Raw genomic sequence first — 13,623 nt, forward strand, 5'->3', positions numbered from 1 at the left:
TATGAGTCACATCGAATGGCCCGGGGAAGCCACATGTCTGGACTTCCGGGCGCACCTTCTTATGGACAGCCTCCGCTACCGAGAGCCGAAGAACAGGCTGCACAGAGGGGGTGGCGACGAACGGCTATTTCGATCACCGATCCAGTGTGCCACCTCTGTGCAGTCCTGAAAAGTCGGTCGACGGGCCGAATGTCCGCATTGCGGGCGGTCGGCAGAACTGGGCTGGCGGCGCCTGGCAGGTTCGGGTAAAGGACTGTCGGAGCCCGCCGGTAACCTGGGCAGGCGATGAACACGAACCTCACTGCGGTACCAGCCCCCGGAAAATCCAGGTCCGAAACGCTGTTGGAGGGTCTCAATCCGCAGCAACGTCAGGCCGTCGTGCATTCTGGGTCTCCGCTGTTGATCGTCGCAGGCGCCGGGTCGGGGAAGACCGCGGTGCTCACTCGTCGTATCGCGTATCTGCTTGCCGAGCGAGGCGTGGGTCCCGGCCAGATTCTGGCCATCACCTTCACCAACAAGGCCGCCGCCGAGATGCGTGAGCGTGTCGCTGGCCTCGTCGGTCCACGCGCCAACAGCATGTGGGTTTCGACGTTTCACTCGAGCTGTGTGCGGATCCTGCGCAACCAGGCGTCGTTGCTGCCCGGTCTCAACTCGAACTTCTCGATCTACGACGCCGACGACTCTCGTCGCCTGCTGACGATGATCTCGAAGGATCTGCAGATCGACACCAAGAAGTTCTCGGCGAGATTGCTCTCGACGGCGATCTCCAATCTCAAGAACGAACTCATCGGGCCCGAGGACGCCGCCGCGGACGCGGACAAGCAGATGGTGGAGCTCCCGAAGCTCGTCGCGCAGGTCTACGGCATCTATCAACAGCGACTTCGCGCGGCCAACGCCATGGACTTCGACGACCTCATCGGTGAAACCGTCGGTTTGCTGCAGGCTTTCCCTCAGGTCGCGGAGTACTACCGTCGACGGTTCCGGCACGTCCTGGTCGACGAGTACCAGGACACCAACCACGCGCAGTACATGCTCGTACGGGAACTGGTCGGCCGGGAGGACTCCGACGGCGCCCTGGAGGGCACGGTCGCTCCCGGTGAGCTCTGTGTGGTCGGTGACGCGGATCAGTCGATCTACGCGTTCCGCGGCGCGACCATCCGCAACATCGAGGAGTTCGAGCGCGACTACCCCGACGCCACCACCATCCTGCTCGAACAGAACTACCGGTCGACGCAGAACATTCTGTCGGCCGCCAACTCCGTCATTTCGCGTAATACCGGCAGGCGGGACAAAAAGCTGTGGACCGACTCCGGCGAAGGTGAGCTCATCGTCGGGTACGTCGCGGACAACGAGCACGACGAGGCGTCGTTCGTGGCGTCGGAGATCGACCGTCTGGTCGACAACCACGATGTCCGTTACGACGAGGTGGCGGTTTTCTATCGCACCAACAACTCGTCACGTGCGTTGGAGGAGATCTTCATCAGGCTCGGCCTGCCCTACAAGGTGGTGGGCGGTGTCCGCTTCTACGAGCGCAAGGAAGTCCGCGACATGGTCGCGTACCTGCGCGTGCTGTCCAACGAGGATGACACGGTCAGCATGCGACGCATCCTCAACACCCCGCGCCGGGGGATCGGGGACCGCGCCGAGGCCTGCGTAGCCGTTCACGCCGAGCAGCGAGACATCAGTTTCTCCAAAGCTCTGCACGACGCCGCCGACGGCAAGGTTGCGTTGCTCAACTCTCGCTCGCAGAAGCTCATCGGCCAGTTCCTGGATCTGCTGGACGAACTCCGGGAGGTTCTCAACACCACCGACGACGACGGCAACGACATCGCCGATATCGGTGACGTCGTCGAGGCCGTCCTGGACCGCACGGGATACCGCGCCGAGTTGGAGGCCAGCAGTGATCCTCAGGACGGTGCCCGCCTGGACAACCTCAACGAGCTCGTCAGCGTGGCAAGGGAATTCACGTCCGAGGCACGTAACCTCGCCGCTCTCGAAGCAGAAGCCGAAGCAGAAACCGAAGCAGTCTCCGACGACGAGGTCGAAGTCGAGGAAGGCACCCCCGAGCCTGGTTCCCTCGCGGCGTTTCTCGAGCGGGTCTCGCTCGTCGCGGACACCGATCAGATCCCCGATTCCGGCACTGGCGTCGTCACCTTGATGACGCTGCACACGGCCAAGGGCCTCGAATTCCCGGTGGTCTTCGTGACCGGCTGGGAGGACGGCCAGTTCCCGCACATGCGTGCCCTCGGCGACCCAGCGGAGTTGTCCGAGGAACGACGACTCGCCTACGTGGGCATCACGCGTGCGCGTCACCGTCTGTACGTCACTCGCGCCATCATGCGGTCCGCCTGGGGGCAGCCGATCAACAACCCGGAATCACGATTCCTCCAGGAGATTCCGCAGTCCCTCATCGACTGGAAGCGGGAAGACCCCGGCGTCGGCGGACGGTCGATCGGCGGCGGCCGCGCCCGGCCGGGTGGCTTCGGGGGCGGCGGTTTCGGTGGTGGTGGCTTCGGCGGCGGCGGGGGATTCGGAGACCGACGCGGGCAGCAGTCGTCGCCGAGTTTCGGTGCCGCACGCGCACGCAACAACACTCTCGTGCTCGCGGTGGGAGACCGGGTCAATCACGACAAGTACGGTCTCGGAACGGTTCTCGAATCCACGGGCTCGGGCACCTCGGCCATGGTTCTGGTGGATTTCGGTACGTCGGGGCGAGTGAAGATGATGCTCATCGGCGGCGTTCCGATGACCAAGCTCTGAGAAGCAGAACAGCCGCGCACCGAGGAATCGGTGTGCGGCTGTATGTTTCGCCGGGCCGGTAGGCCGGGAAGAGAGAGTGGGAGTTCTCAGTCCATCTCGGGTCCGAGGCCGATGCCTCGGGACGCGAGCCAGGGGAGAGGATCGATCTTGTTCTCGCCGGGGAGGTGAACCTCGAAGTGCAGGTGAGGGCCGGTGGAGAAGCCGCGGTTGCCCATGCGGGCGATCTGGTCGCCTGCCATGACTTCCTGGCCGACGCTGACGGTGGCGCTGTCGATGTGTCCGTAGACGGTGATGGTGCCGTCTACGTGCTGCAGGCGAACCCACATGCCGAAGCCGGACGCGGGTCCTGCGTCGATGACCTTGCCGTCGGCGACAGCGAGAATCGGGGTACCGATGGCGTTCGCGATGTCGACGCCTGCGTGCAGGACGCCCCAGCGCTGCCCGAAGTTCGAGGTGTACGTGCCGACTGCCGGGAGCACGAACAGGGGCCGGCGCGCAGCGGCCTCGCGTGCGGCGCGCTCTTCGCTGAAGCGCTGACCCTTGGCGAGCAGATCGTTGAACTGGCTCAGATCCACCGGGTTGGCCACGTTCAGGATCTGCGGGGCCGAGGAGGGAGCGACATCCGTCGTGGTGTCAGCGGCGAAACCGGCGGCCTGGGGGACGGCAGTTGCGGCGATTCCGGGGGCCGCGGGTGCGGCGCCGGCAGCAAGTGCTACTTCCTCGGAAGTGGTCGGCGTAGTAGGACCGTGATCGATGACTGCTTGCCCTGCTGCGACCACGGCGCCGGCGGCGACAGCGAGAACCGCTGCACGTCCCTTCAGCGCGGTGGGAGGCGTCGGGATGCGGTGAGCTCCGCGTCGACGAGACACGGCGATCTCGTTCGCTGCGACGACATCCGAGGAGGGCCCGGAACCGACGGAAGGCTCCGCCGAGACCTCGACATCGGGAGTGCTGTGCAACTCGTTGTCGTGGTAGCTCTCGGCAGAGCCGTAATTGCTGGCAAAGTAGTCGTATCCGTTGGCCTGGAGATCCGACGCGGCCTGGAGATCCGACGCGGCCTGGAGGTCCGACGATTGGTAACTGTCGGCTTCCCAGCTGGTCTGGGTCGAGTACACCGTGGGTGCGGTTTCAACAGCCGCGGCCGGTTTGACGAACCGACTGGTGGTGAAGGACGCGCGGTGTTGCGACAAGACCCTGCGACCTCCGTTCCGTGATCTGCTCGTGACTTAAGACTCGGCAGACGGTAACGAAACGATTGCAGGGCGCGCAAGTTAATCGGCTTCTCGGCGGGCATATGTGAGATGGCTCACAAGCCGAGCAGGGGTTTTGTCGAGATCGCCTGTGATCCCGGACAGCGCTGCAATACCCACGACGCCGTTACCGAAACGCATCCACCGAAATCCTACGGCGCGTGCTCTGCCGTCCATCGTCCACCGACCGATAGCGTCGTCAGGCGTGGCTACTTCTCCGCACGCGTCACCGCAAGTGATCTCCGCACGCTCGCAGGCCGGACCGTCGGCCCGCGGTGCGGCTCTCGCTGCAACCGAGCTCGTCTCGATCGCGGCCCTGCTCGGGCTGGCCTCGATGGCGATGGAGGCCGCCTCGTCGACCTCGGACGGGCCTGGCGCCGGCGTGTTCGCGGCGGAAGTGCTGGCCGTTGCCCCGGTGTTCGTCGTGGCCGTCCTCGCGATCCTCACAGTGCTCGCACGGCCCGCGTCGGCGGGCGCGCTCACGGCCGGGTTCGGGGCGATCTCGGCAGGCCTCGCGGTTCTCGACGCGGGACTGCTGGCGTCGCCGATCGACGCGAACAGACTCGAGCTGCTGCGACCGACCACTGCGGAGGCCCTCACGCCTGGTCTCGGCGCGTATGTCGTTCTCGCTGCGCACGCCCTCGCCGCTCTCGCGGGAGTGTTCGGCCTCGTCGCGATCAGCAGGGCGTCGTACGACGACGGCTACGGCATCTCGTCGCGGACCGATTTCACGGGTCGTGCGTCGGCGGTCCGCATCGGGGGCGCACTGTCCGTGGTGGCTGTGCTCGCCGCGATCGCTGCCGCGGCCGCCATGTTCGCGGTTCCCTACGTCTCGACCGACTCCATCGTGCTGATCCGCGCGGTCGTCGAATCTCCGTGGACGACCGCTGTCGGGTCGGGTGTTCTCGCGTGCGCGGCGGTGATCGTCGTGTCGGCGGCACTCGCGTCGATCTCGCCGACGGTTGCTGCAGGCAGCCTGCTCGGTGCAGGCCTCGGCATCGCCGGAGTGTTCGGTGCTCGCGTGATCGCCGGCGAGAGCTCGGGCCCGAACATCGGGGTCTCCGCGGGGAGCTGGATCGGCGCCGTGGCCGGTGTCGCGCTGATCGTGGTCGCACTCGTGGCGCTGCCGGCGTCGGCGATACGGGATCGGGCCTCGGCAGGCGGTCCCGTCACGAGGGGCGAGCTGGACGGCTCGGCGCACTTCATGCGGTGGCACGCCCTGGCAGGGACCACGGGTGTCCTGGCGGGGGTTCTCGTCGGCGCAAGCGCGTTCCTGCCGGTCCTGGACGTACCCGCCGGGTTGCCGGAACCCGACGTACTTGCCACTCGCGTGGCCCTCGTCGCTGGGTTCGTCCTGGTCGTCGTGTCCATCCCACTGTTCTTCTCGCTGTTCGCGGCGGTCGTCAGGCCAGCTGTCGGCGTGCTGGCCGTTGCCGCAGTCTCCGCGTCGGCAGGAGTGCTGCAGGCGGTGGTTCTCGCCACGGACATCGACGGCGTCGGACTCGGTGTGGGCGGCGCCGCCGCGGCCGTCGGAGCCGTTCTCGCCATGGCGTGCGCCGGTGCCGTGCTGTTGGCGGGCAGCGCCGAGCGCGACGACGTCGACACCTCCGACGTGCGCTCCAACAGAACCGTCGGCGCGGTGGCCCTCGTCGGCGGCGTCGTCACAGCCCTCTCCTTCGCACTCCCGCTCTACACCGGAACCGATGTCTCCGCGCCGTCGCTCCTCGGCGTTCCCTGGGGTGCCGAAGGGTGGGGATGGGACGCGTGGGGGCAGGCCGCGTCGGCGTCGACGATTCTTCTTGCCGCCCTCGTGGCGTCCAGGTCGCGCCCGGCCCGCGGGGCCGCACTGCTCGTGGGCTGCGTGATCGCGACAATCGTGCATCTGCTCGGTTGGCCGCTGACGATCGGGCGATCGGTGGACGCCTCGGTGGGGGCCGGCCTGCTGGTAGGAGTCCTCGGCGCGGTCATACTTGCTGTGGCAGCACTACTTTCGGCCAACAGCGCTCGCAAGTGAGGCGTAGGACACACCTACCTCGTCGGTGAGATAGACCACATACCATCTGGCCGGGCGTAACGGCGTCGGAGCACGTGGATAAAGTCGGTGATCGGACCCGCTCACACCCCTGGAGCGGGCAGTCAACGTAGACGAGACGGTGAGCTGATGGATCTCTTCGAATACCAGGCGAAGGAATTGTTCGCCAAGCATGGCGTACCCACCTCCGCCGGTCGTGTCACGGACACGGTCGCAGGAGCAACAGAAATTGCCGAAGAAATCGGCAAGCCAGTAATGGTCAAGGCGCAGGTCAAGGTCGGCGGCCGAGGCAAGGCCGGCGGCGTCAAGTACTCCAAGGACGTTGCAGCAGCTACCGAGAACGCAGAGTCGATTCTCGGCCTCGACATCAAGGGCCACGTCGTCAAGAAGCTTCTCGTTGCAGAAGCCTCCGACATCGCCGAGGAGTACTACATCTCCTTCCTGCTCGACCGCACCAACCGCACCTACCTCGCGATGTGTTCGGTCGAAGGTGGAGTCGAAATCGAGGTGACGGCGGAGGAGAACCCCGACGCACTCGCACGTATCCCGGTCGATGCCGTCAAGGGCGTCGACCTTGCTTTTGCTCGTGACATCGCCGAGAAGGGCAAGCTGCCCGCCGAGGTGCTCGACGCCGCTGCGGTGACCATCCAGAAGCTGTGGGAGGTCTTCATCAAGGAAGACGCTCTCCTGGTCGAGGTCAACCCGCTGGTTCGCACCCCGGACGACCAGATCCTCGCCCTCGACGGCAAGGTGACGCTCGACGCCAACGCAGACTTCCGTCAGGCCGGCCACGCCGACTTCGAGGACAAGGACGCTGCCGATCCTCTCGAGGCCAAGGCCAAGGAGAACGACCTCAACTACGTCAAGCTCGACGGACAGGTCGGCATCATCGGTAACGGTGCCGGACTCGTCATGTCGACCCTCGACGTCGTCGCATACGCAGGCGAGGCACACGGCGGCGTCAAGCCCGCCAACTTCCTCGACATCGGTGGCGGCGCCTCGGCAGAGGTCATGGCCGCAGGCCTCGACGTCATCCTCGGCGACGAGCAGGTCAAGAGCGTGTTCGTCAACGTCTTCGGCGGAATCACCGCCTGCGACGCAGTGGCCAACGGCATCGTCGGCGCACTGAAGAAGCTGGGCGACGACGCCAACAAGCCGCTCGTGGTTCGTCTCGACGGCAACAAGGTCGAAGAGGGACGCAAGATTCTCGCCGACGCCGCGCACCCGCTGGTGACGCTCGCCGGAACCATGGATGAAGGCGCCGACAAGGCCGCCGAGCTGGCAGCGAAGTAGAGGAAACCATGTCTATCTTTCTGAACAAGGACAACAAGGTCATCGTCCAGGGCATCACCGGCGGCGAAGGCACCAAGCACACCGCCCTGATGCTCAAGGCAGGCACCAACGTCGTCGGCGGTGTCAACGCACGCAAGGCCGGCACCACGGTCAAGCACGTCGACGCCCAGGGCAACGACATCGAGCTTCCCGTCTTCGGTTCGGTTGCCGAGGCAATCGAGAAGACCGGCGCCGACGTGTCCATCGCGTTCGTTCCGCCCGCATTCTCCAAGGACGCCATCGTCGAAGCGATCGACGCGGAGATCCCGCTGCTCGTCGTCATCACCGAAGGCATCCCCGTGCAGGACTCCGCATACGCGTGGGCCTACAACGTGGAGAAGGGCAAGAAGACCCGCATCATCGGCCCGAACTGCCCCGGAATCATCACCCCCGGTGAAGCTCTCGTCGGCATCACGCCTGCCAACATCTCCGGTACCGGCCCGATCGGCCTGGTCTCGAAGTCCGGCACGCTGACCTACCAGATGATGTTCGAGCTCCGCGACTTCGGCTTCTCGACGGCCATCGGCATCGGCGGAGACCCGGTCATCGGCACCACGCACATCGACGCCATCGAGGCATTCGAAGCGGACCCCGAGACCAAGCTCATCGTCATGATCGGTGAAATCGGTGGCGACGCCGAAGAGCGCGCAGCCGACTACATCAAGGCCAACGTCACCAAGCCGGTCGTCGGCTACGTCGCCGGCTTCACCGCTCCCGAAGGCAAGACCATGGGCCACGCAGGCGCCATCGTCTCCGGCTCCTCGGGCACGGCACAGGCGAAGAAGGACGCACTCGAGGCCGCAGGCGTCAAGGTCGGCAAGACGCCGTCCGAAACCGCTGCTCTCGCACGCGAAATCCTGGAATCGCTCTCCGTGAAGTAAGTTCCAGCTCGAACGAAGCCCGCCGGGAGCCAGTGCCGGCGGGCTTTTTCGTTCTGTTTCGGATGTGAAGTTCTCAGAATCATCGTGATGCGAAATGTGTTCATTACTCCGCGTAACAGTTTCACTTGCCCACATGACAACCACGGAAAATCGCAGTGCACTGACCAAGGACTGGCCTGATGCGCCGACGTCCGCCGAGGGCTGGATTGCTCGGGCGGGGGAGGTGGCGCAGCTGCTTGCCGTCGATGCTGTTGCTCGTGACAAGGGCCATCAGGCTCCGCACGACGAGGTGCAGCTTCTGAAGGATGCTGGGCTCGTCACGTTGCTGGGGCCGGTCGAGCACGGGGGCGGCGGTCAGGATTGGCCGACGGCGTATCAGGTGATTCGTCGTGTCGCGGCAGCCGACGGGTCGATCGGCCAGCTTCTCGGCTACCACCTGCTGTGGTTCTGGGCTGCGCGGCTGATCGGCACGAAGGAGCAGATCGAGGCAGTCGAGGCCGATGCGACGAAGAACAAGTGGTTCTTCGGGGGCGCCGTCAACCCGCGTGACAACGACGTCGCTGTCACCGACGAGGGCGACACCATCGTCTTCGAGGGCGCGAAGTCCTTCTCGACGGGCAGCCGCGTCTCCGACGTCACGGTCCTCGAAGGCGCTTTGACCGGCAGCGATGCACACGTTTTCGCTATTGTGCCGTCGAACATCGAGGGTTTGACGTTTCACGACGACTGGGACAACATCGGCCAACGCCAGACCGAGAGTGGCAGCGTCACCATCGACAAGGTGCGGGTCGACTGGGCGAGTGCGGCGGGATTCGTGGACAAGCAGTTCCAGCCACGGGTCTACAACACGTTGAACGTGCCGACGATTCAGCTGGTGTTCGTCAACTTCTACCTCGGCATCGCTCGCGGCGCCTTGGAGGAAGCGGCGTCGTACACCAAGGACAAGACGCGTGCGTGGCTGCACAGCACCGTCGACAAGGCGATCGACGAGCCGTACATCATCGACATCTACGGTGACCTGACGTCCAAGCTGTGGGCCGTGGAAGCGCTGGCCGACGCAGTTGCGTTGGAAGCGCAGAAGATCCACGACAACGCGTGGGATGTGACGGCGGAACAGCGCGGTGATCACGAGGTTCGCGTCGCTGCGGTGAAGGCGCGTGCCACCGAGGTGTCGCTCGAGATCACGTCGACGGTGTTCGAGGCTCTCGGTGCCCGAGCGACGGCGAGCAAATACGGTTTCGATCGCTTCTGGCGCAACGTCCGCACCCACACGCTGCACGATCCGGTCGCATACAAGCGCCGCGAGGTCGGTCGATGGGTTCTGACCGGCGAGTTGCCGCAGCCGACCTGGTACTCGTGAGCATCACCGAAGGAGAACGATGAGTACCGAAAGAATTTCCGACGCCATCAAATTCGCCTACTGGGTGCCCAATGTCAGTGGCGGATTGGTGACCAGCGACATCGAACAGCGCACCAGCTGGGACTACGAGTACAACAAGAAGCTGGCGCAGACCGCGGAGAACAACGGCTTCGAATACGCGCTCAGTCAGGTTCGCTACGAGGCCAGTTACGGCGCCGAGTTCCAACACGAGTCGACGAGCTTCTCCCTCGCGCTGCTGCTTGCCACGGAACGACTGAAAGTCATTGCGGCCGTTCATCCCGGCTTGTGGCAGCCGGCGGTTCTGGCGAAGCTCGGCGCTACGGCGGACCATCTGTCGAACGGCCGTTTCGCGGTCAACGTCGTCAGCGGCTGGTTCAAGGACGAGTTCACGCACCTGGGTGAGCCGTGGCTCGAACACGACGAAAGATACCGTCGCAGTGCCGAATTCCTCCAGGTTCTCCGCAAGATCTGGACCGAGGACGACGTCGACTTCCGTGGTGATTTCTACCGAATCCACGATTTCACGTTGAAACCGAAGCCGTTGAACACTCCGGAACGACCCAACCCGGAACTGTTCCAGGGCGGTAACTCGTCGGCTGCGCAGGAGAACGCCGGTCGATACTCGGATTGGTACTTCAGCAACGGCAAGGATTACGACGGAGTCACCGAGCAACTCGACAACATTCGTCGCGTCGCTCAGGCGAACGATCGTGAGGTCAAGTTCGGTCTCAACGGGTTCATCATCGCGCGCGACACGGAGAAGGAAGCCAAGGACACTCTCCGCGAGATCATCGAGAAGGCCAACAAGCCCGCTGTCGAAGGTTTCAAGGGTGCTGTGCAGCAGGCCGGTTCGTCGACGAAGGACGGCAAGGGCATGTGGGCGGACTCGACGTTCGAGGATCTCGTGCAGTACAACGACGGTTTCAAGAGCCAGCTGATCGGAACTCCCGAACAGGTGGCACATCGCATCGTCGAATACCGCAAGCGAGGGGTCGACCTGATCCTCGGCGGCTTCCTGCACTTCCAGGAAGAGATCGAGTACTTCGGGGCGAAGGTCCTACCGCTCGTGCGTGAACTGGAGTCGTCCCAGGCGCTCGTCGACGCAGGGTGAGAAGGGAGCCTCGCGGCGAGCGGGGCAGTCGAGTCGGGTCCGTAGACTAGCTTGGTCTACGGACCCGTACTCATTTTTTCTATCGAGGAGAGTGCCATGACGTATCCAGCAGAAGGCCAGCGTCCGCAGGGGCCCGGTCCCGGCGGTTATGGCAGTCAATCACCGGAGGGTGCTCGGTCGGCCGAGTCGACTCCGGGTAATTACGGCGGTTACCCGACGCCCAGCCAGTCGTACGGCACTCAGCCGTCCTACGGAACGCAGCCACCGTCGTACGGTCAGCCGCCGTCGCAGCAGTCTGCACCGACGGGTCAGTACAACCCGCCGCTGGCGTCGGACCGATCGTCCTCGCTGCCGCGAATTCTGACGCTCGTTGCCGTGGCACTCGGCGTCGTGAACTTCCTGGTCGGTCTCGCCGGTCAGTACGAGTTCTTCAGCGAAGGCGTCAACTTCTTCTTCGTACAGGCCGGCGACCCGACGTCCATCGCGCTTCTGCTCGCCGCGGGCCTCGTCGCGGCGGTCGGACTGCTGCCGAAGCAACCCAACACGGTCGGTATCGCTGCCGCTCTTGCGTTGTCCGGGTGGCTCGTACTGGTGTTCCAGAGCTTCAACGTCGGCGACGACTCCGCGGTGGGCGCGCCGGTTCAGTTGGGGATCGGCACCTTCGTCGTACTCGTTCTCGGTTTCGTCCAGACCGTCGTGGCCGTCGCTGCCACGCTTTTCGGTGCGGGCATCCTCAAAGCTCCGCAGCCCAAGCCCGCGGGTTACGGTCAGCAGAACCCGTTCCAGGGATACGGCCAGCAGGCACCCGGATACGGCCAGTCGGCGCAGAACCAGAATTACGGCGCCTACGGCCAGACAGCCCAGAACTCAGGTGCGCAGGCTTACGGCGCCCCGCAGGAACGTGGGCAGTGGAGCGATCAGGGAAATGGTCCTCAGCAGGGGTACGCCCCGCCTGCCTACACCGGGCCCTCGCAGAACCAGCAGAATCAGCCGAACCAGCACACCACCGGCAGCCTCGGTTACCCGGTCGGAACGTCCAAGCCGGATGCGGGAGCCAGCGGATTGACCGGCCCGGCCGGTCAGAATTCGCCGTTCAATCAGCAGCCGTACAGCCAGCCTCCGGTCGGTTCGGGTGGCTACGGCGCGCCGCAGCACGCAGCGCCGAGAGCGGAGCCTGCAGGAGCGACATCGGCTGGAGCACAGTCGGCCGGACAACAGCCTGCGGGAGCATCGCGTCAGGGCGACGAGCCCGAGGACACGTCGGACACCCCGCCGTACAGCGCGCCCACGCAGGCCTTCGGCCAGTCGGCCGCGCCGGAGGACGACAACAAATAAGGCTGTGTCGGCGCGCCTGAACCACCCGTCGGCAGCTAGGTGGAACGCTCGACACCGATGAGCGCCGTATTGAATCAGGAGAGGAAACGCGCCCGAGGGACGTCTCGTCCGCCGGAGCGTCGACCTCTGTTGTCTCCTTCCGAATCCACCACCATGCTGACCGTCGGGTTCCGGATTCCGGGTGTGCTCGTCGCGATCATCGCGACGGTCGTTCTCGTGACGCTGGTGTCGGTCAACAGTGAGCTCACCGGGACGTTCGGAGCAATCGCCGGGCTGTGGTTCGCGATCCATCAGGTCCCGTTCAGCATCGAGGGCACCTCCCTGGGCGTCTTCCCGCTCGTCCCGACGCTTGTTCTCGTCCTCGTCGTGGCGCGGGGCGTCGCGCGGGCAGTCGGCCGGGCGGAGACTCGTCGGGAACACGGTCTGATCGTGGGCGCGGCGGTGTTCGGTCCGGTTCTCGTGACCGCGATCGCGTTGGCGGTGGCCGCGGATGCGTCGTCGGTGATCGGGCTCGACACACCCAATGCTCTGCTGGCTTTCGCGTGGGTGGCGGCCGTCCACGCGGTGTCCGCGGGCATCGGACTGGTGTGTGGGGTGTGGGACACCGAGTCGGATCGTCTGCCGGAATGGCTGCGCGGAATCGTGGCTCCGACCATCCGGGCGGCGGCCGTCCTCGTCGCGGGCGGCGGTGCGATCGTGCTGGCCGCGATGCTGGCGTCGTGGTCGACGATGGAGATGTTGCTGGAATCCGGAAACGGCTTCGTCGGTGTACTCGGCTTGACGGTGCTGTCGATCCTGTACCTGCCCAACGTGCTGCTCGGCGCGATCGCGGTGTCGGTCGGATCGTCGGCGCACGTGGGCGACGTATCGGTCAGCATGTTCCAGGCCACGGGAGGTCCGCTTCCCCCGCTGCCGGTCTTGGCCGTCCTGCCCGAGGGGCCGTCGCAGACGCTGTGGATGCTGATGCTCGTGATTCCGATCGGCGCCGGCCTGCTGCTCGGACGTGACAGCGCGAGGCGCACGGTGGACGTGCACTACGCACTGTCCGCGGTGTGGGTGGCGAGCGCCGTGATCGGCGTGTCCACGCTGGTGCTCGGCTTCGCGGCAGGCGGAAACCTGGGCACGTTCGGAACCGTTCAGGTGACGGTATGGTCTCTCGGCCTGCTCGTCTTCGCCTGGCTTGCCGTCGTCGGATCCCTCGCGGCCGCCGTGACCGCATGGCGCGGAGGGTCCAAGCAGACCCCGATCGCCGACGACGTCGACACGGAACCCCGGCGCGAGCAGGAACCCATCGCCGCCATCGCCGCGCCCGTCGCGCATCCAGAACATGCAGTGGACGCGGAAATCGTCGAAGAGCCCGACGCCCTGCCCGAGACCGTCGATTCACCCGACGTCGACGCTGCCGTGGTTGCCGAGGACACAACGGAGACCGAGGACATCGTCGACGCCGAAATCGTCGAGGAAGTGCCCTCGGAAGCTACGCCGCCTGATGATGGCAACACCGACGACCGGTCCTGAACCCGCTGGCGGGCTCGAGTAGT

General features: G+C 65.3%; 9 protein-coding genes. 8 read left to right on the plus strand and 1 reads right to left on the minus strand.

Features of this window, described 5'->3' with window-relative positions:
- Positions 1-285: 285 nt before the first annotated feature.
- Positions 286-2,760: a DNA helicase PcrA gene (gene pcrA / locus CH290_RS08600; RefSeq protein ID WP_020111442.1), complete on the plus strand. Its 2,475-nt coding sequence runs from the start codon at positions 286-288 to the stop codon at positions 2,758-2,760.
- 86 nt (positions 2,761-2,846) lie between these two features.
- Here the strand turns inward: pcrA and CH290_RS08605 are convergent, their stop codons facing one another.
- The gene (locus CH290_RS08605; RefSeq protein ID WP_033190738.1) at positions 2,847-3,950 is read right to left on the minus strand and encodes a M23 family metallopeptidase; all 1,104 of its coding nucleotides are present in this window, start codon (positions 3,948-3,950) and stop codon (positions 2,847-2,849) included.
- Positions 3,951-4,215: 265 nt separating this feature from the next.
- Between CH290_RS08605 and CH290_RS08610 the strand changes: the two genes are divergently transcribed.
- From CH290_RS08610 to CH290_RS08640, 7 genes are all read left to right on the plus strand, one after another.
- Positions 4,216-6,024, plus strand: a complete 1,809-nt coding sequence (locus tag CH290_RS08610; protein WP_230621140.1) for a hypothetical protein — start codon at positions 4,216-4,218, stop codon at positions 6,022-6,024.
- A 147-nt stretch (positions 6,025-6,171) separates the two neighbouring features.
- The gene (sucC, locus tag CH290_RS08615) at positions 6,172-7,335 is read left to right on the plus strand and encodes an ADP-forming succinate--CoA ligase subunit beta (RefSeq protein ID WP_019664467.1); all 1,164 of its coding nucleotides are present in this window, start codon (positions 6,172-6,174) and stop codon (positions 7,333-7,335) included.
- 8 nt (positions 7,336-7,343) lie between these two features.
- Entirely contained in the window at positions 7,344-8,255 is a 912-nt protein-coding gene (sucD, locus tag CH290_RS08620) for a succinate--CoA ligase subunit alpha (protein WP_019664468.1), read from the plus strand.
- Between the two features lie 133 nt (positions 8,256-8,388).
- The gene (locus CH290_RS08625) at positions 8,389-9,615 is read left to right on the plus strand and encodes an acyl-CoA dehydrogenase family protein (RefSeq protein WP_052083331.1); all 1,227 of its coding nucleotides are present in this window, start codon (positions 8,389-8,391) and stop codon (positions 9,613-9,615) included.
- Positions 9,616-9,634: 19 nt separating this feature from the next.
- Positions 9,635-10,747 carry a dimethylsulfone monooxygenase SfnG gene (gene sfnG, locus CH290_RS08630; RefSeq protein WP_019664473.1) on the plus strand — a complete coding sequence of 371 codons (1,113 nt, stop codon included), beginning with the start codon at positions 9,635-9,637 and terminating at the stop codon, positions 10,745-10,747.
- Positions 10,748-10,843: 96 nt separating this feature from the next.
- Positions 10,844-12,082, plus strand: a complete 1,239-nt coding sequence (locus CH290_RS08635) for a DUF5336 domain-containing protein (protein WP_033190740.1) — start codon at positions 10,844-10,846, stop codon at positions 12,080-12,082.
- 57 nt (positions 12,083-12,139) lie between these two features.
- Positions 12,140-13,600, plus strand: a complete 1,461-nt coding sequence (locus CH290_RS08640) for a cell division protein PerM (protein ID WP_230621141.1) — start codon at positions 12,140-12,142, stop codon at positions 13,598-13,600.
- The last annotated feature ends 23 nt before the right edge of the window (positions 13,601-13,623 follow it).

Source organism: Rhodococcus sp. 06-156-4 (assembly GCF_002259345.1).
Classification (GTDB): Bacteria; Actinomycetota; Actinomycetes; order Mycobacteriales; family Mycobacteriaceae; genus Rhodococcoides; species Rhodococcoides fascians_E.

Bases quoted from the DNA above. Each gene is read 5' to 3' on its own strand.
- sucD (WP_019664468.1), top strand. From the start codon at position 7,344: ATGTCTATCTTTCTGAACAAGGACAACAAGGTCATCGTCCAGGGCATC.
- CH290_RS08625 (WP_052083331.1), top strand. From the start codon at position 8,389: ATGACAACCACGGAAAATCGCAGTGCACTGACCAAGGACTGGCCTGAT.
- sfnG (WP_019664473.1), top strand. From the start codon at position 9,635: ATGAGTACCGAAAGAATTTCCGACGCCATCAAATTCGCCTACTGGGTG.
- pcrA (WP_020111442.1), top strand. From the start codon at position 286: ATGAACACGAACCTCACTGCGGTACCAGCCCCCGGAAAATCCAGGTCC.
- sucC (WP_019664467.1), top strand. From the start codon at position 6,172: ATGGATCTCTTCGAATACCAGGCGAAGGAATTGTTCGCCAAGCATGGC.
- CH290_RS08635 (WP_033190740.1), top strand. From the start codon at position 10,844: ATGACGTATCCAGCAGAAGGCCAGCGTCCGCAGGGGCCCGGTCCCGGC.
- CH290_RS08640 (WP_230621141.1), top strand. From the start codon at position 12,140: ATGAGCGCCGTATTGAATCAGGAGAGGAAACGCGCCCGAGGGACGTCT.